The organism is Nonomuraea sp. NPDC050786, from assembly GCF_040654115.1.
Classification (GTDB): Bacteria; Actinomycetota; Actinomycetes; order Streptosporangiales; family Streptosporangiaceae; genus Nonomuraea.
The window spans coordinates 37,414-57,909 of sequence record NZ_JBFAHJ010000042.1 but is presented as its reverse complement, the minus strand read 5'-3'; the positions used below and the strand labels follow the sequence as shown (position 1 = coordinate 57,909).

Genomic DNA, 20,496 nt, shown 5'->3' with positions numbered 1-20,496 from the left:
AGGCGGCAGGGTGATTCGTGTGATGCTCGTCGACGACCAGGAGTTGCTGCGGGCCGGGTTCAGGATGGTGCTGGCGGCCCAGCCGGACATCGAGGTGGTGGCGGAGGCCGGGGACGGGCTCTCGGCGCTGGAGAAGCTCGAGACCACCGAGGTGGACGTCGTGCTCATGGACGTGCGCATGCCGAACATGGACGGCGTCGAGGCCACCAGGCGCGTCAACGGCCCGAAGGTGCTGATCCTGACCACCTTCGACCTCGACGAGTACGCGTTCGCCGCGGTCAAGGCGGGTGCGGCCGGGTTCCTGCTGAAGGACGTGCCACCGGCCGACCTGGTCAGCGCGATCAGGGTCGTGCACGCGGGCGACGCCGTGGTGTCGCCGAGCACCTTGCGGCGGATGCTGGACAGGTTCGCCGCGCAGCTCCCGACGGACGGGCCGGTGCCGGGGGCCGACCTGACGCCGCGCGAGCGGGAGGTGCTGCTCATGGTGGCCCGCGGCCTGTCCAACGCCGAGATCGCGAGCGGCCTGGAGGTGGCGGAGGCGACGGTGAAGACGCATTTGGGGCGGGTGCTGGCCAAGCTGGGGCTGCGGGACCGGGCCCAGGTGGTGGTGTACGCGTACGAGGCCGGGCTGATCGTGCCGTCGCATCGACCGAAAGTCTGACCGGGGTCATCCAGAGGCCTACACAAAGTCCATCCGTAGGGCCCATAAATCCTGAACTTTCCACTTCTAGCGTGATGCGCATGAATGTGACGCTCACCCAAGCCCCGCCCGCGGTGGTGGCCAGAGATCTCACCAAGGTGTACGGCCAGGGCGACGCCCGGGTGCACGCCCTCCGCGCGGTGGACGTGTCCTTCGCCACGGGCGCGTTCACCGCCATCATGGGCCCGTCGGGCTCGGGCAAGTCCACGCTGATGCACTGCCTGGCCGGGCTGGACACCGCCACGTCGGGCACCGTGCACATCGGCGACGTGGAGCTCACCGGGCTGAGCGACCGGCAGCTCACGCTGCTGCGGCGCGAGCGGATCGGATTCGTCTTCCAGGCGTTCAACCTGCTGCCCACCCTCACCGCCGAGCAGAACATCCGCCTGCCCCTCGACATCGCCGCCCGCCAGGCGGACCAGCCGCTGTTCGACCGGGTCATCGAGACCGTGGGCCTGAAGGACCGGCTCTCGCACAAGCCGACCGAGCTGTCAGGCGGCCAGCAGCAGCGCGTGGCCGTGGCCAGGGCGCTGATCAGCAAGCCCCAGGTGATCTTCGCCGACGAGCCGACGGGCAACCTCGACTCCCGCAGCGGCGCGGAGGTCCTGTCCTTCCTGCGCACCTCCGTGCGCGAGCTGGGCCAGACCATCGTCATGGTCACGCACGATCCGGTGGCCGCCTCGTACGCCGACCGCGTGGTCTTCCTGCGCGACGGCGAGCTGGTCACCGAGATCACCGCGCCGACGCCGCAGTCGGTGCTGGACACGCTCGTGAAGCTGGAGGGGTGAGGTGCTGAAGACGGCACTGGCCGGGCTGCGCGCGCACAAGCTCCGGCTGCTGCTCACCTCGCTGGCGATCACTCTCGGTGTGGGGTTCATCGCGGGCACGTTCGTGCTGAACGACACCGTGCAGGCCGGGTTCGCGCAGCGCGTCACGGCCGACGCGGCCAAGGTGGACGTGGCGGTGCTGCCCAAGGGCCCCGACGCCGTACTGCCCGAACGGGTCCTGGAGCGGATACGCGCGCTGGACGGCGTGACGGAGGCGCAGGGCCTGATCCGCGCCGCCACGCCCGTGCTCGGCAAGGACGGCAAGACCGCCGGGAACGCCCCGACCACCGCCCTGTCCATCGTCCGCGGCCCGCTCGACCGCACCGACATCGTCTCGGGCACCGGTCCAGGGACCGACGACCAGGCCGCCGTGCTCGACAAGAACACCGCCAAGGCGCAGGGCTTCCAGCTCGGCGACACGATCACCGTGCTCGACGACAGGCAGCGACAGCACCGGTTCAAGCTCGTCGGCCTGCTCGACCCGGGCGTGGACCAGGAGCTCTCCTACACCGGGGCGGTCGGCTTCACCGCTGCCACCGCGCAGCGGATGACCGGCGCGAAGGGCTACCGCGAGATCGACGTCGCCGGCACGGCTCCCGGCCTGAAGCAGGCCGTCGCGGCGGCCGTCGGCGGCGCGTACGTGGTCAGGACCGGCGCCGAACTGGCCGACGACCTGGCCAGAGCGGCCGGCGTGGAGACCCGCATGTTCACGCTGGGCCTGCTGATGTTCGGTGCGGTGGCGATGATGGTGGCCGCGCTGGTCATCTACAACACCTTCAACATCCTCGTCGCCCAGCGCACCAGGGAGATGGCGCTGCTGCGGTGCATCGGCGCCACGCGCGGGCAGGTGTTCGGCTCGATCCTGCTGGAGTCCGCCGTGGTCGGCGCGCTCGCCTCCGCGCTCGGCCTGGTCAGCGGGTACGGCCTGGCCTCGCTCACGCTGACCGTCCTGAGCGCGCTCGACGCCCCGATGCCCACGGACGCGGCCGTCACGCTCACGCCCGTCACGATCGCGGTCGGCCTGGCCGTCGGCGTGCTCGTCACGGTGGGCGCGGCGCTGCTCCCCGCCAGGTCGGCCACCGGGGTCGCGCCGATCGCCGCGCTGCGCTCCCAGGTCGAGGAGCAGACGTTCCGGTCGGGCCGGCGGCGCGCGCTCTTCGCCGCGCTCTTCCTGGTGGCGGGCCTCGGCACGACGTCGGCGGGCGTGTTCGTGCTCCAGCCGGGCCAGCAGGTCTCGCTCTTCGTCGTGATGGCCGGGGGCGCGCTGACGTTCCTGGGGGTGCTGATCCTGGGTCCGGTGCTGGTCAGGCCGCTGAGCGCGCTGGTCGGCTGGATCCCGGGCAGGCTGTTCGGGGTGCCGGGGCGGCTGGCGGTGCAGAATTCCGGCCGCAACCCGAGGCGGGCCGCGACCACCACGATCGCGCTGACCATCGGCGTGACGCTCATGACGCTGATCTCCGTGGTCACCGCGTCCACCAGGCTGACGATGACGGCCAAGCTCGACGACCAGTTCCCGATCGACTACCTGCTGGCGAGTCAGGAAGGCGAACCGGTCGTCCCCAGGTCCGTGGCGTCGCAGCTGCGCGGCCGGCCCGAGCTGGCGTCCGTGGCGCAGATCCGCAAGACAAAGGCGATGGTCGCGGGCAGGCGGCTCGAGGTCGGCACGTTCAACGGCCCGATCACCCCGTACGTCGCCGCGGGCTCCATGAACGGCTTCGGCGCCGGGCAGGCGGCGGTGGACGACGACCTCGGCATGCGGCTCGGCGAGTCGATATCGCTCAAGACGCCCGAGGCCGGGACCGTCTCGCTGAAGGTGGTCGCGCTGCTCGACGGGGACCAGTCGTCGCTGCCGCCGGTCACGGTCGCGGAGGCCGCGTTCGACACCTACTTCGGGGCCGTGCCGGACTCCCGCGTCCTGATCAACATCAGGGACGGCGTGCCGCCCGAGCGGGCCCGCAAGGTGGTGGACGCCGCCGTCGCGGCCTATCCGACCGTGCGGGTGACGAGTTCGACGGAGGTACGCGGCCAGTTCGACGAGACGCTGGACATGCTACTCATGATCATCACTGGGCTGCTGGGGCTGGCGATCCTGATCTCGCTGCTCGGCATCGCGAACACGCTCTCCCTGTCGGTCCACGAACGGACCCGCGAGTCGGCGCTGCTGCGGGCCCTGGGGCTGACGAGGGCGCAGCTGCGGCGGATGCTGTCGATCGAGGCGCTGGTGCTCGGGCTGATCGGGGCCCTGGTGGGCGCCGTGCTCGGAGGCGTCTTCGGATGGGCCGCGATCCGGGCGATGCTGGACGGCGCCCTCTTCACCGTGCCTGTCGGGCAGATCGGGCTCTTTGTGGTGCTGTCAGGAGTGGCCGGGATGCTGGCCGCTGTGCTTCCGGCCCGCCGCGCGGCCCGTGCTTCGATCGTCGGCTCCCTCGCCACCGGCTGATCCGGACAAATGGCTACGTAACCGAATAAAGGCGAAAAATGGGGGAAAGAGGGAGCGCGCGGTCGGTCGGGCGTCTCCTGGGGGCGGCGCCCGGCCCTCCCCTACACGGCGTCAGCGGGGCGTGGGGCCGGGCCAGAGGTCGGCGACCGTCTCCGGGTCGAGGAGCGGCCGGGCCACCACCTCGCCCGTGACCCGGTCGATCACAATGCACCCGCCCCCGATCGTCTCCGGCAGCCTCGCCGGATCGTCGGGGTCCAGATCACGCACCCAGGCGACATAACCGTCATGGAACCCGTACACCCCCACCGGCACCGCCTCGTCGTGCGCCCGCACCCCGTTGAAGTACTCCTCGGCTATCGCCCGGGCCTGGTCCAGGTTCATCGCGGCCGCCCCTGCCGGTCGAGCATCACGCAGAACACCCCGGTCACCGTCGTGTACGGGGGTTCGACGGACATGTGCCCCCTCTGAGCGTCGATCCAGATCACCTCGCCATCGGCGTTGACCGCGTTCCAGGCGTGGGAGCCGCCGCCGGGCCAGCGCACCACGATGACGGCGCTCGCCCCGTGGCCGGCGTCGAGCAGCCGCCGCGCGATCATCGGGTAGCCGTGCCGGCCCTGTCCCGCGTACTGGAAGCGGTGCCCCACCCATCGCTCGATCCGGTGGAGGCTGCCCTGCTCGCCGGTCAGCAAGGGCCGGCCGATCCGGTCGTACTCGGGACATCTCGGGGCGGCCGCGGCGGGCTCGCCGTGCCAGGTGGACAGCACCGCCAGCGCGCAGTCGGCGGCGTTGGAGGCCCTGAACGGGTCGTCGGCGGGCCCGCCGCCGTTGATCAGCCGCACCCAGGTGCCGCGCGGGTCGGGAAAGCGGTCGCCGGGTCGCAGCGCCTCGGCGAGGTCCCGCTCCACCTGCGGGTCCGGCTGCGCGAGCCCGCCGGGCACCCCGTACGGCCTGGAGTCGGCGAGCCTGGGAGGTCTGCGCGGCCCGTCGAACCAGTCACCCTCGCCGTCGTGCACAGAACCGTCGGACACAGAACCGTCGGACAGGGAGTCGGCAGGTGGGGAGGCGACGGACACCGAGGGGGCGGGGCCCTCCGGGGCGGCGCCGTCCCGCTCGGTGACGGCACCGGCCTCGGCGGCGCGCTCGTAGTCGAGCCACCGCACCCCCTCCGCCACCAGGGGGTTGTACTGCCCGTCTCGGACACTCGGCTTGCGCTCGCGGAACACGGCCTGCCTCCTGTCATGCTCGACGACCGATCGTAGAGGCGTCGCCGTGACGCGGAGGGGAAGTCGGCGAGATTCTCCGCAGAAACCACCGGCCGTACCTGCGGAAACAGGGACAAGTGGGGCCTCTAGGCCACCTGCACCGTGATGGTGTGCCAGCCGGTCGCGCCGTCGGGCGCGGGCGGGGCCTCCTGCTCGGTCTGGGTACGCCCGGCGGCGTCGGTCGCCCGTACCTGGATCGTGTGCCGCCCGGGAGCGGCGTCCCAGTCGATCGACCACTGCCGCCAGGTGTCGGGGCCGGGCACCTCGGCCAGGCGCGCCTGCCGCCACTCCGCACCGTCGACCCGCACCTCCACGGCGTCCACCCCGGTGTGCTGCGCCCAGGCCACTCCGGCGATCGTGGTGCGCCCCGGCTGCACGGAGGCACCCGGCTTGGGGACGTCGATCCGCGACTGGGTCTTGATGGGCCCCTGGGCCGCCCAGCCGCGCGGCGTCCAGTACGCCTGGTCACGGTCGAACCTGGTCACCTTGATGTCCACGACCCATTTGGTGGCCGACACGTACCCGTACAGGCCGGGCACCACCTGACGTACGGGGAAGCCGTGCTCCACGGGCAGGGCCTCGCCGTTCATCGCGACGGCGAACAGCGCGTCGCGGCCGTCCATGACCACGTCGACCGGGGTGCCGCAGGTGAAGCCGTCGGCCGAAGTGGACAGGAGCATGTCGGCGCCGGACTGGAGCCCGGCCTTGCGCAGCACCTCGGCCATGCGGACGCCGAGCCAGCGGGCGTTCCCGACGTACTCGCCGCCGACCTCGTTGGAGACGCAGGTGAGCGTGACGTCCGCCTCGGTGAGCGGCATGGCGAGCAGGTCCGCGTACGTGAGCTCCACCGGGCGGTCGACCATGCCGTGGATGCGCAGCTTCCAGTCGCGGGGGTCCACCTGGGGAACGATGAGCGCGGTGTCCACCCGGTAGAAGTCCTGATTTTTCGTGATGAACGATGACAGGCCGTTGACGTGGAGGTCGGCGCCCGCCGGAACGGGCTTGGCGGGCGTCACCGGCTTGGGCAGCGCCACGCCCACCCGCGCGGCGTCCACGACCTGCCGCCCGCCGAGCTGCCGCCCCAGCACGGCTGCCACCCCGGCGACCACCACGCCACCGGCGGCACCGGTCAGCAGCCGCCGCCTGTCGAAGGCCCGCAGGTCATCGCCCGCCCGCATCACGGCGGGCCACTCCACCGCCGCACCGCCCCCAACGCCGGAACCACCTGGCGCCGCGTCACCAGGCGGGGCACCAGTCGCAGCACCATCCTGCGCCGCGTGACCAGGCGCGACGCCACCCCGCGCATCGCCACCCAGCGCGTCGCCACCCCGCGCAGCGGCACCGCTGGTGGAGGGGGATGCCGGAGCGACAACGCCGTACCCCGCGTCGGATGCGCCGGTGCCGGTCGTGGCCCGCCGTACCAGCCGGGAAAGCGTCCACGCGCCCGCCGCCACCCCCAGCAGCGTCGGCAGCACGTCCATGACCCCGGCGCCAGGCCGGGTGAGCACCGCGACGACGCCGATCGCGCCGAACGCGGCCAGCCCCGCCAGGCCGTAGGCGAGCCGGCGCAGGGCCAGCGTTCCGATGAGCGCCGCCACCGCGGCGAGCACCACCAGGACGCCGCCGACCAGGACCGTCTTGTCGTTCTCGCCGAACGCCCTGATCGCGAACTCCTTCAGAGGAGCAGGCGACAGATCGACCGCCACATCCCCGACGGCCACGACGGGGAACGTCTCCGGCCCGACGAACGCGGCCACGAACTGGGCCACTCCAAGGGCCACACCACCGGACACCAGCCCCACGAGGGCCCCGGCCCAGGCGGGCGCCACCGAATTACGCTGCACAATCCGACGCTACGCCCTCCGGCCGCACGCGGTTCTTACACGGTGATTACGAGAGCGGTGACTACAAGAGCGGTGACTACGAGCTGAGCAGCTCTCGCACCAGCGGCGACAGCGCACGGAAGGCCCGCCCCCGGTGGCTGATCGCGTCCTTCTCCCCCGGCGACATCTCGGCCGTGGTGCGCTCGTCGCCGTCGGGCACGAAGATCGGGTCGTACCCGAACCCGTTGGAGCCCCGGGGCGAGGTGACGAGGCGGCCCGGCAGCACGCCCTCCACCACGCGGGTCTCCCCCGACGGGAGCGCCAGCACGGCGGCGCAGGCGAAGTGGGCGGTCAGCTTGTCGGCGGGCACGTCGGAGACCTGCGCGAGCAGCAGGTCGAGGTTGGCCTGGTCGTCGCCGTGCCGCCCCGACCAGCGGGCGGAGAAGACGCCAGGCATGCCGCCCAGCACGTCGACGCAGAGCCCCGAGTCGTCCGCGACGGCGGGCAGCCCCGAGCCCCGGGCGACGGCGTGCGCCTTGAGCAGCGCGTTCTCCTCGAAGGTGAGCCCGGTCTCGGCGACCTCGCCGATCGAGGGGAACTCCTCGAGCCCCACGATGTCGAAGCCGGCCAGGATGCGGCGCAGCTCCGCGATCTTGCCCGCGTTGCGGGTGGCCAGCACGATCTTCATGAGCCCAGGGCCTCCTGCTGGATCAGCGTGAGCTCCTCGCAGCCGGCCACGGCCAGGTCGAGGAGCTGGTCGAGCGCGCCGCGGTCGAACGGGGCGCCCTCGGCGGTGCCCTGCACCTCGACGAAGCTGCCCTCTCCGGTCATCACGACGTTCATGTCGGTCTCCGCGGCCACGTCCTCGGTGTAGCAGAGGTCGAGCATCGGCACCGAGCCGACCACCCCGACGGAGACGGCCGCGACCGAGCCGATCAGCGGGTCGCCCGGGCACATGCGGCGCTCGCGCATCCACGCGACCGCGTCGGCGAGCGCCACGTAGGCGCCGGTGATCGCGGCGGTCCTGGTGCCGCCGTCGGCCTGCAGCACGTCGCAGTCGAGGAGGATGGAGTTTTCGCCCAGCGCCTTGTAATCGACGCAGGCCCGCAGCGAACGCCCGATCAGCCGGGAAATCTCATGGGTCCTGCCGCCGATTTTGCCGCGGACCGATTCGCGATCGTTGCGGGTATTGGTCGCCCGGGGCAACATGGCGTACTCGGCCGTAACCCAGCCCTGGCCGCTGCCTCTGCGCCACCGGGGCACGCTGTCCTGGACGGAGGCGGCGCACAACACCCGGGTGTTGCCGAATTCGACCAGCACCGAACCTTCGGCGTGAGCGAGCCAATGCCTGGTGATGGTAATGGTGCGTAGCTGGTCAGGGTTGCGGCCATCCTGTCTGGACATGCAGATCACCCTATCTCCGAGCCACGACACTCTTGACCAAATGTGTCGGCCACATGGATCCTTACCGAATGACAACGGGGGTGTTGCGAAACCCTGACTTCCTCCGGTTCCTCAGTTCGCATGTCGCGGACGAACTCGGGGCGAATATCTCACGTGTGGCACTCCCCCTGGTGGCCGTGCTCACGCTGCACGCCGGGCCAGCGGCGGTCGGCGCGCTGTCGGCGCTGCAGACGACGGCGTTCCTGCTGATCGGCCTGCCTGCGGGGGTGTGGGTCGACAGGATGCGCAAGCGCCGCGTGATGATGGTCACCGACCTGGCCAGGTTCCTGCTGCTCGGCAGCATACCGCTGGCGGCCCAGCTCGGGCTGCTGTCGATCGGCATGATGTTCGTGGTCGCCCTGCTGGCGGGCGCGAGCCAGGTCTTCAACGACGTGGCCGACCAGACGTACCTGCCGGACCTGGTCGGCACCGGGCAGCTCAGCGACGGCAACTCGAAGCTGGAGGTCGTCCGCTCCGGAGCGTTCCTGGCGGGGCCCGGCATCGGGGGCGCGCTGGTGCAGCTCCTCGGTGCACCGGCCACGATGGTCGCCACGGCACTCGGCTCGCTCGGCTCGGTGCTCTTCCTCGGCTCGATCAAGGTGCCCGACAAGCCCCCCGCCGTCACCGAGCGCACCTCGTTGCTCCACGGCATCCGCGAAGGTCTCGCGTACGTGTGGCATGACCAGCTGATGCGCATGTTCGTGGCCTCCACGGCGGCCGTCAACCTGTGCGTCAGCGCCGTGCTCGGCCTGTCGGTCTTATTCCTCGCCGACGAGGTCGGGCTCGCGCCCGGCGTCGTCGGCGTGCTGCTCATGTCGGGCGGCGTCGGCGGCCTGATCGGCGGCCTGAGCGCGGGCTGGCTGACCAGGCGGTACGGCATCGCCAGGACGACGTGGCTGGCCGTCAGCGTGGGCTCGCCCTTCGGCCTGCTGCTGCCGCTGACGCAGGCCGACTGGCGGGTGGTGTGCTTCGCCATCACCTCTATGGCGCTCTCTTGGAGCGCGACATTGATGAACGTGGGTCAGATCACCTACCGGCAGACCGTGACCCCCGAGCACCTGCTCGGCCGGGTCAACGCGTCGGTGAGGTTCATGGTCTGGGGGATCATGCCGCTGGGCGCGCTGCTCGGCGGGCTCGTCGCCCAGCAGATCGGCGTCCGGGACGCGCTGTGGATCTTCATGACGGGCAGGCTGCTGGCGTTCCTTCCGCTGCTGTTCTCGCCGCTCCCCCGCATGCGTGACTTCGGCGAGGTTCAGGCCAGGTCGTAGACCGCGCCGCTGCGCGCCAGCTCGATCGGGCCCGCGAAGCCCCCTCCCGTCGCCTGCTCCAGCACCGTCCTCTGGTCGTTCCACGGGACCAGGTGGGTGAGCACGAGCCGGCCGACGCCGGCCCTGTCGGCGTGCTCGGCGGCCTGACGGCCGGTCAGGTGCAGGCCCGGAGGAAGGTCGGGGCCCTCGACGAACGACGCCTCGCACAGCATCAGGTCGGCGCCCGCGGCCAGCTTCACCAGCTCGGCGGACTCCCCGGTGTCGCCGGAGTAGGCCACGGACCTGCTGCCGTCGGACACGCGGAAGCCGTACGCCTCGACCGGGTGATTGACCAACCCCGCGGTCAGCGTGAACGGCCCGATCTCGAACGAGCCGGGCGCCAGCGGCACGAACTCGAAGGCGGTCTCCATGCCCGGCTCGTCCGGCATCCCGTACGCGGCCGAGAGCCGGCGCGGCGCGTCGGCGGGCGCGTAGACGGGCACCAGGGGGTATGGCGCCGCGGGCCCGTACGTGCGGGCCACGTGGTATCCGCACATGTCGAGACAGTGGTCGGCGTGCAGGTGGGACAGGCAGATCGCGTCCACGTCGTACAGGCCGATGTGGCGTTGGAGCGCACCGAGCGACCCGCCGCCGAAGTCGAGCAGCATCCTGAACCCGTCCGCCTCGACGAGGTAGCAGGATGCGGGGCTGTCGGGGCCGGGAAAGCTGCCCGAGCACCCGATGATGGTCACCTTCATGTGGGCTCCTTCCCGGCGGCCGAGTGGCCGTTAGAGGTAGTACCCCCCACTGGTGCGACTTCGACCGCGTCGATCTCCGGCCCCAGGAAACGCCGCCCGAGCCGGGCGAAGAGCAGGGAGTCGCCGGTGGCGAGGAAGCGGTGCCGGGGGGTGGCCTCGCCTCCCGCCGCCAGATCGCGGTCGTGCAGGATCCGGAAGACGTCCTTGGCCGTCTCCTCGGCGCTGGAGACCAGCGTCATCCCGTCACCCACGACGTAGGAGATCGCGCCGGTGAGCAGCGGGTAATGGGTGCAGCCCAGGATGAGAGTGTCGCATCCCGCGGCCCTGATGGGCTCCAGGTATTCGCGCACGACCTCGATGAGCTCGTCGCTCATCGTCTCCCCTCGTTCGACGTACTCCACCAGGCGCGGGGCGGCCACGCCGGTGAGGCGCACGTCGGGCGCCGCGGTGAAGGCGTCGTGGTAGGCCATGGAGTCGATGGTGGCTCTGGTGGCGATCACGCCGACCCTGCCGGTGCGGGTGGCTCGGACCGCGCGCCTGGTGGCGGGCTGGATCACCTCGACGACCGGCACGTCGTAGCGCTCGCGCGCGTCGCGCAGCACGGCCGCGCTGGCGCTGTTGCAGGCGATCACGAGCATCTTGACGCCGTGCTCGACGAGGTGGTCCATCACCTCCAAGGCGTAGGCGCGGACCTCCGCGATGCGTTTCGGCCCGTACGGCTGGCGGGCCGTGTCGGCCACGTACGTAATGGACTCGCAGGGCAACTGGTCGATGATCGCGCGGGCGACCGTCAGGCCGCCCACCCCGCTGTCGAAGATCCCAATACTCGCGTCCGGCACGCTCTAGAGGGTAGGCGACCTGCGTGATCAACTCTGCGTAAGAATGCTCACACCTCTGAGAAGTGGCCTTGAAGCGGTGTCACGTTCGTCACATTCCCTGGTGATCAGCCTCTTCCGACCCGGGCCAGCTGGCGCGACTGGGCGACGAGGCGACCTGCGGAGTCGCGTACCTCGACCTCCTCGTCGAACCAGCCGTCCGCGATCAGCCGGCCGCCGCCGAGCAGCGTGAGCCAGCCGGGCGCGGGCAGCGCGCGCAGGTGCCACGTGAGCTCCACGGTCGGCGCCCAGCCGCGTGCACCAGCGGAGAACACCACGGGGGGCAGCGCGTCCACGGCCAGCGCCAGCACGTACGGGTCGGGCTCCTGGGGCTCGGCCATCCTGAAGTACGCCCGCGACTCCGGCCTGCCGGTCGGCTTCCCCTTCAGCCAGCCGATGGTGGGCGGGTCGAAGAGCAGCTCCATCTGGGCGTTTAGCGTCATGCCGGACTCGGGCCTGGGGTCGGGGAGCCTGACGCACTCCGCGCGCTCCGGCATGTCGTCCGCGGGCGCCTCGTAGACCGGCTGCGCCCCGTTCAGCGTGGCCGTCGTGATCAGGCCCTCGATGTGCGCCACACCGTCCTGCACGAGCGTGGCCCTGGCGAAGGCGGCCGTCCTGCCCGCTTTGAGCGGCTCGATCCTGACCTGCGCGGGCCCGGCGATCGGCGCCTTCAGGAACTGCGCGGTCGTGCTCACCGGATGCTCGAACGGCGAGGCGTCCACGGCGGCCCGGAGCATCACGGCCATCAGGTAGCCGCCGTTGAGCGGGCCGCCGATCGCGTAACCGGGATCCAGGCACACATCGTAGACGCCCTCATCGACCTTGATCGCCTGCGTCGCCTCGTCGAACTTGGTCATCCACGCCCGCCTCAAATCCAGAACACTATTCTGGAGGCATACTCTAGTGCATCCCGCTATCAGCGCGCCTACCTGCGAAAACGTGATACGGCTGCGAAAGTTCGATCATGTCGAGTGTCACCGAACTCATCGGTCAGTCCGTTTGGGACTCCAATGGGGTGTGGGTCGGCCACGTGGTGGACATCCGCGTGGTCAAGCACAAGGGGGAGCTGCAGCAGAGCCACACCGTCTACGGGCTCGTCGTCTCGAGCATGCGCGCGCCGCTGCTGCTGGGCCTCACCCGGGAGCGCGAGGACCGCCCGGAATGGCTCTCCCGGATCCTGTCCCGCCTGGCCTACGCGGGCTGCACGTTCGTGCCGTGGTCGGCCATCGCGGAGTACGGCGGCGGCGAGGTCCACATCAGCGCGCTGAGAAAGGAGCTCACCCGGGTCTGAATCTCACTTCAGTACATTTCAAGCGCCCGTCAAGCAACATCAGCTAACTTCTTTTGGGTCCAAAGTCCACATTGTGAGTTGAGTGATGTCTGCGAATAATCCCCCCTACGGCCAGGATCCTGACCGGACGACGGCGTACAACTGGAACCAGGGGCAGCAGTCGGAGAACCCCCCGGCATCGGGCCAGCCGTACCCGCCGCAGCAGCCCTATCAGCAGCCGTACGGCCAGCAGCAGGCGTCCTACGGCCAGCAGCAGCCGTACAGCCCTCAGCCCGGCTACGGGCAGCAGCCCTCGTATGGCGACCCCTACGGCCAGCACGGCCAGCAGGGCCAGCAGGGCCAGCAGCATTGGCAGCAGGGCCAGCCGCAGGCACAGAGCGGCTGGCAGCAGCAACCGCAGCAGGGCTGGCAGCAGGAGCAGCAGCAGCAAGGGTGGCAGCAGGGCCAGGGATGGCAGCAGGAGCAGCAGGGTTGGCAGCAGGACCAGTACGCCCAGGGCGGCTGGCAGCAGCAGGGGCCTGAGGGCTTCGGCCCCGCAGAGCCGGCCAAGAAGAGCCGCAAGACGTGGATCATCGCCGCCGCGGCGGCGCTCGCGGTGATCCTGCTCGGCGGCGGCGCGGTGTGGGCCACGGGAGCCATCGGCGGCGGCGGCACGCAGCCGAACGAGGTGCTGCCCGCCAACTCGATCGCCTACCTCCGGCTCGACATGGACCCGGCGGCGAACCAGAAGCTGGCGCTGTTCCAGGTGGCCAGGAAGTTCACGATGACCAAGGACACCTTCACGGGTGAGGACCCGCGCAAGGCGATCTTCGACATGTTCAACGAGGGCTCCGACTCCAAGATCGACTTCGCCAAGGACGTCGACCCGTGGCTGGGCAGCAGGGCCGGCTTCGCCGCCGTGCCCTCGGGCAAGGAGGAGCCCGACTACGCGGTGGCCATCCAGGTCAAGGACGAGGCGCAGGCCAAGGCCGGCATCGCCAAGATCATGAAGGGCGAGAAGTACGGCATCGCCTTCCGGGAGGACTACGCGCTGCTCAGCCCGACCCAGCAGCTGGCCGACAAGTTCGCGCAGTCCGACACCAGCCTGGCCGACAACAGCGAGTTCAACGACGACATGGGCGCGATCGGCGAGCAGGGCGTGCTGTCGTTCTGGGCCAACATGGGCGGGCTCATGCAGCTGGCCAAGAAGGAGATCCCGGCCGAGCAGGCCGCCGCCGTCGAGCAGTTCAAGGAGGCCAGGTTCGCCGGCGCGCTCCGCTTCGACAGCGCGTACGTCGAGCTCGCCGGCGTCATGCGCGGCGCGAAGGGCCTGAACGCCGAGGGTGACCTGCCCAAGGCCGAGCTGGGCACGCTGCCGGCCACCACGGCGGGCGCCGTGTCGATCTCCGGCCTCGACCAGATCCTCACCAAGCAGTGGGCCAACCTCCAGAAGCAGGCCGCGGCGGCCGGCGGCGCGGAGATCAAGCAGTTCATCGACCAGGCGCAGAGCCAGCTCGGCCTGCAGCTGCCCGGCGATCTCGCCACGGTCGTCGGCCAGAACTTCACGCTCGCCGTGGACAGCCAGGGCCTGGGCGGCGACCAGATCAAGGGCGGCGTGCGCGTCGTCACCGACCCGGCCAAGGCGCAGGCCGTCCTGGACAAGGTCCAGAAGGCGCTGAGCGCCCAGGGCCAGGGCGCGCCGCAGATCGCCAAGGTCGCCGGCGACGGCGTCCTCGCGGTGGCGACGACGGACGAGTACGCCAAGCAGCTGGCCGCGGAGGGCACGCTCGGCGACTCGGAGACGTTCCAGACGGCCGTCGCCAACGCCGACGACGCCAACTACGCGGTCTTCGTGGACCTGGACAAGGTCGAGAACCTCTACCTCAAGTCCATGGAGGGCGACGACAAGGCCAACGCGCAGGTGCTGCGGGCCATCGGCATCAGCGGCACCCGGACCGACACCGAGGCGACGTTCTCGGCGCGGGTCCTGTTCAACTGAGGCCGGAAAGCGGGCCGCCGGTCATGGACCGGCGGCCCGCTTGCTTCTCACGCCCAGAGCTGGCCTTCGAGGCGCTCTTCCGCCTCGTCCAAGGTGCCCTCGTAGGCGCCCGTGGACAGGTATTTCCAGCCGCCGTCGGCCACCACGAACACGATGTCGGCGCGTTCGCCCGCCTTGACCGCCTTGCCCGCCACCCCCAGGGCCGCGTGCAGCGCCGCGCCGGTCGAGACCCCGGCGAAGATGCCCTCGGAGGCGAGCAGCTCACGCGTGCGCCGCAGCGCGTCGGCCGATCCGACGGAGAAGCGGGTGGTGAGCACGGACTCGGCGTAGAGCTCGGGGATGAAGCCCTCGTCCACGTTGCGCAGCCCGTACACCAGCTCGCCGTAGCGCGGCTCGGCCGCGACGATCTGCACGCCCGGCACCCGCTCGCGCAGGAACCGGCCGACCCCCATCAGCGTCCCCGTCGTGCCGAGCCCGGCCACGAAGTGGGTGACGGTGGGCAGGTCCTCGAGGATCTCGGGGCCGGTGGTCTCGTAGTGGGAGCGCCAGTTGGCCGGGTTGCCGTACTGGTAGAGCATCACCCAGGAGGGATTCTGGGCCGAAAGCTCCTTGGCCACGCGTACGGCCTCGTTGGAGCCGCCCGCGGCCGGCGAGGAGATGATCTCCGCGCCCCACATGCGCAGCAGCTGGCGGCGCTCCTCCGAGGTGTTCTCCGGCATCACGCAGATCAGCTTGTAGCCCTTGAGCTTGGCCGACATCGCGAGCGAGATGCCGGTGTTGCCGCTGGTGGGCTCGAGGATCGTGCAGCCCGGGGTGAGCCTGCCGTCCTTCTCGGCCTCCTCGATCATCCAGAGGGCGGGCCTGTCCTTGATCGAGCCGGTCGGGTTGCGGTCCTCGAGCTTGGCCCAGATCCGCACCTCCGCGGAGGGCGACAGCCGTGGCAGGCCGACGAGCGGCGTGCGGCCGACCGAGTCGATCAGCGATTCGAACCGCATGTCACCCGCCTGCGACGGCAGGCAGCACGGTGACCGTGTCGCCGTCGGACAGCGGCGTGCCCAGGCCGCCCAGGAAGCGCACGTCCTCGTCGTTCAGGTAGACGTTGACGAAGCGGCGCAGATTGCCCGCGTCGACCAGGCGCTCCTTGATGCCGGGGTGACGCGACTCAAGATTGCTGATCAGCTCTTCGAGGGTGGCGCCCTCGGCGTCGACGGCCTTGGCGCCGCCGGTGTAATTACGCAGGATGGTCGGGATGCGAACTTCGATGGCCATCGCGCTCAGTCTCCTCAGGTCAGGTCGTCCCATCGGCAGCAACGCCGACGGCTGAAGGGGGATTCCGGGCAGGGGGATTCCAGGAAGAAACCTGCTCAGACTGCTGCTGCCGCCGCCCTACTCTCCTGCCCGGCCAGGACCGTAGCGGCAGTGAGGCGGCAGCTCTCTCAGCGACAGTCGTAAACGACGACAGCCGGAGTGTGCGCGAAGAGGAAGCTCTGCACCGGCCTGGCCATCATGGGAGAAACCTTACCTCTTCCTCCGTGATCACTCCGTCGAGGATCCGGTACGAGCGGAACTCGACCTTGTCCTCGTCCCGCGTGGAGACCAGCACGTAGTGGGCGTCCGGCTCGGAGGCGTACGACACGTCGGTGCGCGACGGGTACGCCTCGGTGGCGGTGTGGGAGTGGTAGATCACGACGGGCTCCTCGTCGCGGTCGTCCATCTCCCGCCAGACGCGCAGCTGCTCCATGGAGTCGAAGCGGTAGAAGGTGGGCGAGCGTTCGGCGTTCTCCATCGGGATGAACCGCTCGGGAACGCCGTTCTTGCCCGCGATGACGCCACACGCCTCGTCGGGGTGGTCGGCACGGGCATGGGCGACGATCTTGTCTACCAGTTCCTGCGCGATCGACAGCATGCCCGGAAATTACCAGAGCGCCCGGACGAGGCTGTCCTGGAGGTAGGTCAGCCAGTCGTAGGTGACGTAGGCCGGGTAACGCGGATCGTCCTCCGACATCATGGCGATCTCGTCGTGGACCTCCTCGGTCACGTCGAGCTTGGTGCCGAGCGTGAGGCGTACGTCGTTGAGCGAGCGCAGCCACGCCTGGGCCTGCTCGGGCGTGAGCTCGGCCCGGCCGGACTTGGCGGTGTCGAAGACGGTCTGGGCGTCGGCCCGCTTGCCGTCGCGCAGCGTGGCCTCGGTGTAGCGGCGGAACTCCGCCGACTCCTGCTCGTCCTCGTACGCCGACGGGAAGAGCCTGGCCAGCACCGGGTCGGACGGCGCCTCGCCCCCTCCGATGCCCAGCGCGCGCTCCAGCGGGTCGTCGCTGGTCTGCCCCGGCTCCACAATGCCCAGCATCATCGAGACGAGCGAGCGCAGGAGCGAGACCTCGGCGGCCTCGAACTCCGCGATGACGCCGCCGCCCTTGCCCGGCGAGAATCCCGATGTCACCCGTGCCGCCGCCTCACTTGACCGAATCCGGCTGGAGCGTCGCCCACAGGCCGTAGGAGTGGAGAATCTGCACATCGCGTTCCATCTCTTCCCGCGTGCCGCTGGACACGACGGCCTTGCCCTTGTGGTGAACATCCAGCATGAGCTTCTCGGCCTTCTCCTTCGTATAGCCGAAGACCGTTTGGAAGACATAGGTCACGTAGGACATGAGGTTGACGGGGTCGTTCCAGACGATGGTCACCCATGGCAGATCGGGTCGGACGTCCGATGACGGACGCTCGACGGCGATTGGAGCGGTGCTACCCACATCCCCGAGTCTGCCCTATCTGGGCCGTAGTCTTCGAGTCGTGAGGATGGCCATGAGCACTGCGTTGCTGACAGATCACTATGAGCTGACGATGCTACAGGCGGCCCTGCAGAGTGGGGCCGCACACAGACGCGCCGTTTTCGAGGTTTTCGCCAGACATCTACCCGGGGGCAGGCGCTACGGGGTTGTCGCCGGGACGGGACGTGTCCTGGACGAACTGGAACGCTTCCGTTTCGGTGAGGAAGAACTTACCTATCTGCGGGAGAACCACGTCGTCGACGACTCGACTCTGGCGTTTCTCGCCGATTACCGGTTTTCCGGGAACATCCACGGCTACCGCGAGGGCGACCTCTACTTCCCCGCCTCTCCCATCATGATCGTGGAGGGCACCTTCGCGGAGGCCGTGCTGCTGGAGACGCTGGCGCTGTCGATCCTCAACCATGACTGCGCCATCGCCTCCGCCGCCTCGCGCATGACCAACGCGGCGGGCAAGCGGCCGATCATCGAGATGGGCTCGCGCCGTACCCACGAGGGCGCCGCCGTGGCCGCCGCACGGGCCGCGTACATCGCCGGGTTCGCCTCGACCTCCAACCTGATGGCCGGGCACGTGTACGGCGTCCCCACGGCCGGCACGGCGGCGCACGCGTTCACGTTGCTGCACGACACGGAGAAGGACGCGTTCAAGGCCCAGATCGCCTCGCTCGGCCGCTCGACGACGCTGCTGGTGGACACGTACGACGTGGCCGAGGCCGTACGCACGGCCGTCGAGCTGGCCGGGCCTGAGCTGGGCGCGGTCCGCATCGACTCGGGCGACCTGGCCGCCGCCGCGCAGGAGGTCCGCGAGCAGCTCGACGCGCTCGGGGCCTTCAACACCCGCATCCTGGTCACCTCCGACCTGGACGAGTACGCCATCGCCGCGCTCGCCGCCGCCCCCGTGGACGGCTACGGCGTCGGCACCTCCCTGGTCACCGGCTCCGGCGTCCCCACGGCGGCCCTGGTGTACAAGCTGGTGGCGCGTGAGACGGCCGCGGGCAGGCTGGAGGCCGTGGCCAAGCGCTCGGTGGGCAAGCCGTCGCGCGGGGGCCGCAAGCAGGCGTACCGGCTGCTGGACGAGTCGGGCAACGTGGAGACCGAGCTGGTCACCACCGGCGGCCCTGCCCCCGAGGGCGGCATCCCGCTGCTGCACGAGCTGGTGCGCGACGGCGAGGTCGTGGGCAGGGAGCCCCTGTCGGCGGCGCGCGAGCGCCACGCCCAGGCCGTCGCCAGCCTCCCGCTGGAGGCCCTCCATCTCGGCAGGGGCTATGCGGCGGTCCCCACGGAGTTCGCCTGACATATGGTGCTACATATGGGTACCGCGTTGATCATCGTGGATGTGCAGAACGACTTCTGCGAGGGCGGCAGCCTGCCCGTGGCCGGAGGGGCCGAGGTGGCGGCGGCGATCACCCGTCACGTGGCCGAGCACGGCTACGACCACGTGGTGGCGACCCGCGACTACCACGTCTCCCCCGGCGACCACTTCTCCGGCGCGCCCGACTATGTCGCGACGTGGCCCTCGCACTGCGTGGCCGGCACCCCCGGGGCCGACTTCCACCCGGCGTTCGACGTGTCGGGCGTGGAGGAGGTGTTCAGCAAGGGCGCGTACGCGGCCGCGTACAGCGGTTTCGAGGGCGCCTCCGGCGACGGCGTGCCGCTGGCCGAGTGGCTGAGGCAGCGCGGGGTGCACGAGGTCGACGTGGTGGGGATCGCCACGGACCACTGCGTGCGCGCCACGGCGCTGGACGCGGTGAAGAACGGGCTGGCGGTGCGGGTGCTGCTGGACCTGACGGCGGGCGTGGCAGCCGCGACGACGGAGGCGGCGGTGGCGGAGATGAAGAAGGCGGGCGCCACTCTCAAGGGAGCGCCTGTCGTCGGGTGAATCCGCCACTGATCACGATGCGTACATGATAGGCAACGCAGAGGTCATGTGATATTCATGAGTGCGAACCCTCTCCGGAGCCGTAGTAATACGGAGAGTCACATACTTCTTTTCGTGTGAGGTCCTTTCATGTTGGCCGTCTCCCTGGGCGTGGCCTGGCTCGTGCTCGGTCCCCTGTGCCTGTGGCTGCTCGTGAGGGGCCGCACCGGCGAGCGGGTGGGCGCCGTCGTGGCGCTGGTGCTGCTGGAGGGAGGCACGATCGCCATGGGCGACATCCATCCGGCCATGCCGCCGGCCCACGCCGTCGCGGCGCACGTCGAGCCGTCCTGCGACGGGCGGGTGCCGGTGCCCCAGTCCGCGAAGGTGGGGCGCGAGATCGTGCTGACCTGGACGGCGGCCCCGCACGAGTGCCCGGCGGCCGAGGCCGTCGTACGCACCCAGGGCCGGAAGATACTGGTCTGGCTGTACGAGGGGCCGAGCATCGGCCGGCGCGTCTCCGTGCTCGCGGTTCGCCACCAGCGCGTGTTCACGCTGCCCGTCCGCGTGGACGGCGGTAGAGCGGCGCTCAGCGTTCCGATACACGCCAAATCGCATGAGGTCCTGACCGACGGGCGCACGGGGCGGCGCATCCCGGAGCACTCGCCGCAGGCCGCCTGACTCAGGTCTTGGCCACCGCCAGCCGCAGCGCGTCGTCGAGCCGGGCGAAGACCTCGAACGCCCGTCGCAGCCCGGTGATCGACAGCACCCTGGCCATGACTCCCTGGACCCCTCCGAGCAGGAGCCTGGTCCCCCTGGCCTCGCACCGCTGCAGGACGCCGACGAGCTCGTTCATCCCCATCGAGTCGCAGAACCGCAGCTCGCCCAGGTCGAAGATCAGGAAGGGTCTCGGGGGCAGGTCCCAGACGGTCTCCAGGTGCTCGCGCAGCACCGGCAGCGCATAGACGTCGAGCTCGCCCTCGAGCCGGACGATGACCGCGTTTCGGGTGAGGCCGGAAGTGACGCTTAACGTCGGCTTTCTGATGGCCTCAGATGACATGGGCAAAGTCCTTCTGCGTATCCCGAGACGAGCCAAAGGTGGTTGTTGCCGTATCGGTCGAGTTTCTAACAGGAGGGCATGGTTCTGTGGCGAAATGCACAGAGTCACGGAGCGTAACAGAGACCGATCGGCCGGGCTCAGGCGGGTGTTCCCC

At 70.2% G+C, this 20,496-nt stretch carries 23 protein-coding genes; 9 read left to right on the top strand and 14 right to left on the bottom strand.

Features of this window, described 5'->3' with window-relative positions; all coding sequences use genetic code 11:
• Positions 1 to 10: 10 nt before the first annotated feature.
• The 3 genes from AB0H84_RS47570 to AB0H84_RS47560 all read left to right on the top strand — a co-directional run bounded on the left by AB0H84_RS47570 (position 11) and on the right by AB0H84_RS47560 (position 3,967).
• Complete coding sequence (locus AB0H84_RS47570; RefSeq protein WP_357619993.1) at positions 11 to 661, top strand: response regulator transcription factor; 651 nt, start codon at positions 11 to 13, stop codon at positions 659 to 661.
• 80 nt (positions 662 to 741) lie between these two features.
• Positions 742 to 1,488, top strand: a complete 747-nt coding sequence (locus tag AB0H84_RS47565) for an ABC transporter ATP-binding protein (protein ID WP_357619991.1) — start codon at positions 742 to 744, stop codon at positions 1,486 to 1,488.
• 1 nt (position 1,489) lies between these two features.
• A complete protein-coding gene (locus AB0H84_RS47560; protein ID WP_357619989.1) occupies positions 1,490 to 3,967 on the top strand; it encodes an FtsX-like permease family protein in 2,478 nt (825 codons plus the stop codon).
• Positions 3,968 to 4,078: 111 nt separating this feature from the next.
• On the opposite strand, the gene AB0H84_RS47555 is transcribed toward AB0H84_RS47560, so the two are convergent.
• The 5 genes from AB0H84_RS47555 to rph form a co-directional block, all read right to left on the bottom strand.
• Positions 4,079 to 4,348: a hypothetical protein gene (locus AB0H84_RS47555; RefSeq protein ID WP_357619987.1), complete on the bottom strand. Its 270-nt coding sequence runs from the start codon at positions 4,346 to 4,348 to the stop codon at positions 4,079 to 4,081.
• On the bottom strand, positions 4,345 to 5,190 hold the full coding sequence (locus tag AB0H84_RS47550; protein ID WP_357619985.1) for a toxin glutamine deamidase domain-containing protein: 846 nt from the start codon (positions 5,188 to 5,190) through the stop codon (positions 4,345 to 4,347). Before AB0H84_RS47550 ends, AB0H84_RS47555 begins: the two co-directional genes overlap by 4 nt.
• Before the next feature lie 125 nt (positions 5,191 to 5,315).
• Positions 5,316 to 7,073 (bottom strand): sulfite oxidase, encoded by a 1,758-nt coding sequence (locus AB0H84_RS47545; RefSeq protein WP_357619983.1) that lies wholly within the window; start codon positions 7,071 to 7,073, stop codon positions 5,316 to 5,318.
• A gap of 76 nt (positions 7,074 to 7,149) precedes the next feature.
• Positions 7,150 to 7,740 carry an RdgB/HAM1 family non-canonical purine NTP pyrophosphatase gene (gene rdgB / locus AB0H84_RS47540; protein WP_357619981.1) on the bottom strand — a complete coding sequence of 197 codons (591 nt, stop codon included), beginning with the start codon at positions 7,738 to 7,740 and terminating at the stop codon, positions 7,150 to 7,152.
• A complete protein-coding gene (gene rph, locus AB0H84_RS47535; protein WP_357619979.1) occupies positions 7,737 to 8,456 on the bottom strand; it encodes a ribonuclease PH in 720 nt (239 codons plus the stop codon). Before rph ends, rdgB begins: the two co-directional genes overlap by 4 nt.
• Before the next feature lie 53 nt (positions 8,457 to 8,509).
• Here rph and AB0H84_RS47530 point away from each other — a divergent pair, with 53 nt between their 5' ends.
• Positions 8,510 to 9,763 carry an MFS transporter gene (locus AB0H84_RS47530; protein ID WP_357619976.1) on the top strand — a complete coding sequence of 418 codons (1,254 nt, stop codon included), beginning with the start codon at positions 8,510 to 8,512 and terminating at the stop codon, positions 9,761 to 9,763.
• On the opposite strand, the gene AB0H84_RS47525 is transcribed toward AB0H84_RS47530, so the two are convergent.
• The 3 genes from AB0H84_RS47525 to AB0H84_RS47515 all read right to left on the bottom strand — a co-directional run bounded on the left by AB0H84_RS47525 (position 9,748) and on the right by AB0H84_RS47515 (position 12,232).
• Positions 9,748 to 10,500 carry an MBL fold metallo-hydrolase gene (locus tag AB0H84_RS47525; RefSeq protein ID WP_357619974.1) on the bottom strand — a complete coding sequence of 251 codons (753 nt, stop codon included), beginning with the start codon at positions 10,498 to 10,500 and terminating at the stop codon, positions 9,748 to 9,750. The genes AB0H84_RS47530 and AB0H84_RS47525 overlap by 16 nt on opposite strands.
• Positions 10,497 to 11,339: a glutamate racemase gene (gene murI / locus AB0H84_RS47520; RefSeq protein ID WP_357619972.1), complete on the bottom strand. Its 843-nt coding sequence runs from the start codon at positions 11,337 to 11,339 to the stop codon at positions 10,497 to 10,499. Before murI ends, AB0H84_RS47525 begins: the two co-directional genes overlap by 4 nt.
• Before the next feature lie 104 nt (positions 11,340 to 11,443).
• Positions 11,444 to 12,232: a thioesterase family protein gene (locus AB0H84_RS47515; protein ID WP_357619971.1), complete on the bottom strand. Its 789-nt coding sequence runs from the start codon at positions 12,230 to 12,232 to the stop codon at positions 11,444 to 11,446.
• A gap of 107 nt (positions 12,233 to 12,339) precedes the next feature.
• Here AB0H84_RS47515 and AB0H84_RS47510 point away from each other — a divergent pair, with 107 nt between their 5' ends.
• Positions 12,340 to 12,666, top strand: coding sequence for a hypothetical protein (locus AB0H84_RS47510; RefSeq protein ID WP_357619969.1), 327 nt, complete (start codon positions 12,340 to 12,342; stop codon positions 12,664 to 12,666).
• 85 nt (positions 12,667 to 12,751) lie between these two features.
• The gene (locus AB0H84_RS47505; RefSeq protein WP_357620067.1) at positions 12,752 to 14,644 is read left to right on the top strand and encodes a hypothetical protein; all 1,893 of its coding nucleotides are present in this window, start codon (positions 12,752 to 12,754) and stop codon (positions 14,642 to 14,644) included.
• A gap of 47 nt (positions 14,645 to 14,691) precedes the next feature.
• On the opposite strand, the gene AB0H84_RS47500 is transcribed toward AB0H84_RS47505, so the two are convergent.
• The 5 genes from AB0H84_RS47500 to clpS all read right to left on the bottom strand — a co-directional run bounded on the left by AB0H84_RS47500 (position 14,692) and on the right by clpS (position 17,391).
• Entirely contained in the window at positions 14,692 to 15,639 is a 948-nt protein-coding gene (locus tag AB0H84_RS47500) for a cysteine synthase (protein WP_357619967.1), read from the bottom strand.
• A gap of 1 nt (position 15,640) precedes the next feature.
• The gene (locus AB0H84_RS47495; RefSeq protein WP_192790627.1) at positions 15,641 to 15,913 is read right to left on the bottom strand and encodes a MoaD/ThiS family protein; all 273 of its coding nucleotides are present in this window, start codon (positions 15,911 to 15,913) and stop codon (positions 15,641 to 15,643) included.
• 235 nt (positions 15,914 to 16,148) lie between these two features.
• On the bottom strand, positions 16,149 to 16,550 hold the full coding sequence (locus tag AB0H84_RS47490) for a M67 family metallopeptidase (RefSeq protein WP_357619965.1): 402 nt from the start codon (positions 16,548 to 16,550) through the stop codon (positions 16,149 to 16,151).
• A 9-nt stretch (positions 16,551 to 16,559) separates the two neighbouring features.
• Entirely contained in the window at positions 16,560 to 17,084 is a 525-nt protein-coding gene (locus AB0H84_RS47485) for a DUF2017 domain-containing protein (protein WP_344987029.1), read from the bottom strand.
• Between the two features lie 13 nt (positions 17,085 to 17,097).
• Positions 17,098 to 17,391, bottom strand: coding sequence for an ATP-dependent Clp protease adapter ClpS (clpS, locus tag AB0H84_RS47480; protein ID WP_090935661.1), 294 nt, complete (start codon positions 17,389 to 17,391; stop codon positions 17,098 to 17,100).
• A gap of 46 nt (positions 17,392 to 17,437) precedes the next feature.
• Here clpS and AB0H84_RS47475 point away from each other — a divergent pair, with 46 nt between their 5' ends.
• The 3 genes from AB0H84_RS47475 (at position 17,438) to AB0H84_RS47465 (ending at position 19,963) form a co-directional block, all read left to right on the top strand.
• Positions 17,438 to 18,721, top strand: coding sequence for a nicotinate phosphoribosyltransferase (locus tag AB0H84_RS47475; RefSeq protein ID WP_357619963.1), 1,284 nt, complete (start codon positions 17,438 to 17,440; stop codon positions 18,719 to 18,721).
• Positions 18,722 to 18,736: 15 nt separating this feature from the next.
• Positions 18,737 to 19,306, top strand: coding sequence for a pyrazinamidase PncA (gene pncA / locus AB0H84_RS47470; protein WP_357619961.1), 570 nt, complete (start codon positions 18,737 to 18,739; stop codon positions 19,304 to 19,306).
• Between the two features lie 129 nt (positions 19,307 to 19,435).
• On the top strand, positions 19,436 to 19,963 hold the full coding sequence (locus AB0H84_RS47465; RefSeq protein WP_357619959.1) for a hypothetical protein: 528 nt from the start codon (positions 19,436 to 19,438) through the stop codon (positions 19,961 to 19,963).
• Between the two features lies 1 nt (position 19,964).
• Here the strand turns inward: AB0H84_RS47465 and AB0H84_RS47460 are convergent, their stop codons facing one another.
• A complete protein-coding gene (locus AB0H84_RS47460) occupies positions 19,965 to 20,342 on the bottom strand; it encodes an STAS domain-containing protein (RefSeq protein WP_357619957.1) in 378 nt (125 codons plus the stop codon).
• Positions 20,343 to 20,496 lie beyond the last annotated feature (154 nt).

What these genes read in the sequence shown, in the direction of transcription:
- AB0H84_RS47515 (WP_357619971.1), bottom strand. Translation starts at nt 12,232, where the DNA reads ATGACCAAGTTCGACGAGGCGACGCAGGCGATCAAGGTCGATGAGGGC.
- AB0H84_RS47475 (WP_357619963.1), top strand. Translation starts at nt 17,438, where the DNA reads ATGGCCATGAGCACTGCGTTGCTGACAGATCACTATGAGCTGACGATG.
- AB0H84_RS47490 (WP_357619965.1), bottom strand. Translation starts at nt 16,550, where the DNA reads ATGCTGTCGATCGCGCAGGAACTGGTAGACAAGATCGTCGCCCATGCC.
- AB0H84_RS47530 (WP_357619976.1), top strand. Translation starts at nt 8,510, where the DNA reads ATGGATCCTTACCGAATGACAACGGGGGTGTTGCGAAACCCTGACTTC.
- rph (WP_357619979.1), bottom strand. Translation starts at nt 8,456, where the DNA reads ATGTCCAGACAGGATGGCCGCAACCCTGACCAGCTACGCACCATTACC.
- AB0H84_RS47495 (WP_192790627.1), bottom strand. Translation starts at nt 15,913, where the DNA reads ATGGCCATCGAAGTTCGCATCCCGACCATCCTGCGTAATTACACCGGC.
- pncA (WP_357619961.1), top strand. Translation starts at nt 18,737, where the DNA reads ATGGGTACCGCGTTGATCATCGTGGATGTGCAGAACGACTTCTGCGAG.
- AB0H84_RS47525 (WP_357619974.1), bottom strand. Translation starts at nt 10,500, where the DNA reads ATGAAGGTGACCATCATCGGGTGCTCGGGCAGCTTTCCCGGCCCCGAC.
- rdgB (WP_357619981.1), bottom strand. Translation starts at nt 7,740, where the DNA reads ATGAAGATCGTGCTGGCCACCCGCAACGCGGGCAAGATCGCGGAGCTG.
- AB0H84_RS47505 (WP_357620067.1), top strand. Translation starts at nt 12,752, where the DNA reads ATGTCTGCGAATAATCCCCCCTACGGCCAGGATCCTGACCGGACGACG.
- AB0H84_RS47500 (WP_357619967.1), bottom strand. Translation starts at nt 15,639, where the DNA reads ATGCGGTTCGAATCGCTGATCGACTCGGTCGGCCGCACGCCGCTCGTC.
- AB0H84_RS47555 (WP_357619987.1), bottom strand. Translation starts at nt 4,348, where the DNA reads ATGAACCTGGACCAGGCCCGGGCGATAGCCGAGGAGTACTTCAACGGG.
- AB0H84_RS47460 (WP_357619957.1), bottom strand. Translation starts at nt 20,342, where the DNA reads ATGTCATCTGAGGCCATCAGAAAGCCGACGTTAAGCGTCACTTCCGGC.
- AB0H84_RS47510 (WP_357619969.1), top strand. Translation starts at nt 12,340, where the DNA reads ATGTCGAGTGTCACCGAACTCATCGGTCAGTCCGTTTGGGACTCCAAT.
- AB0H84_RS47565 (WP_357619991.1), top strand. Translation starts at nt 742, where the DNA reads ATGAATGTGACGCTCACCCAAGCCCCGCCCGCGGTGGTGGCCAGAGAT.
- AB0H84_RS47465 (WP_357619959.1), top strand. Translation starts at nt 19,436, where the DNA reads ATGTTGGCCGTCTCCCTGGGCGTGGCCTGGCTCGTGCTCGGTCCCCTG.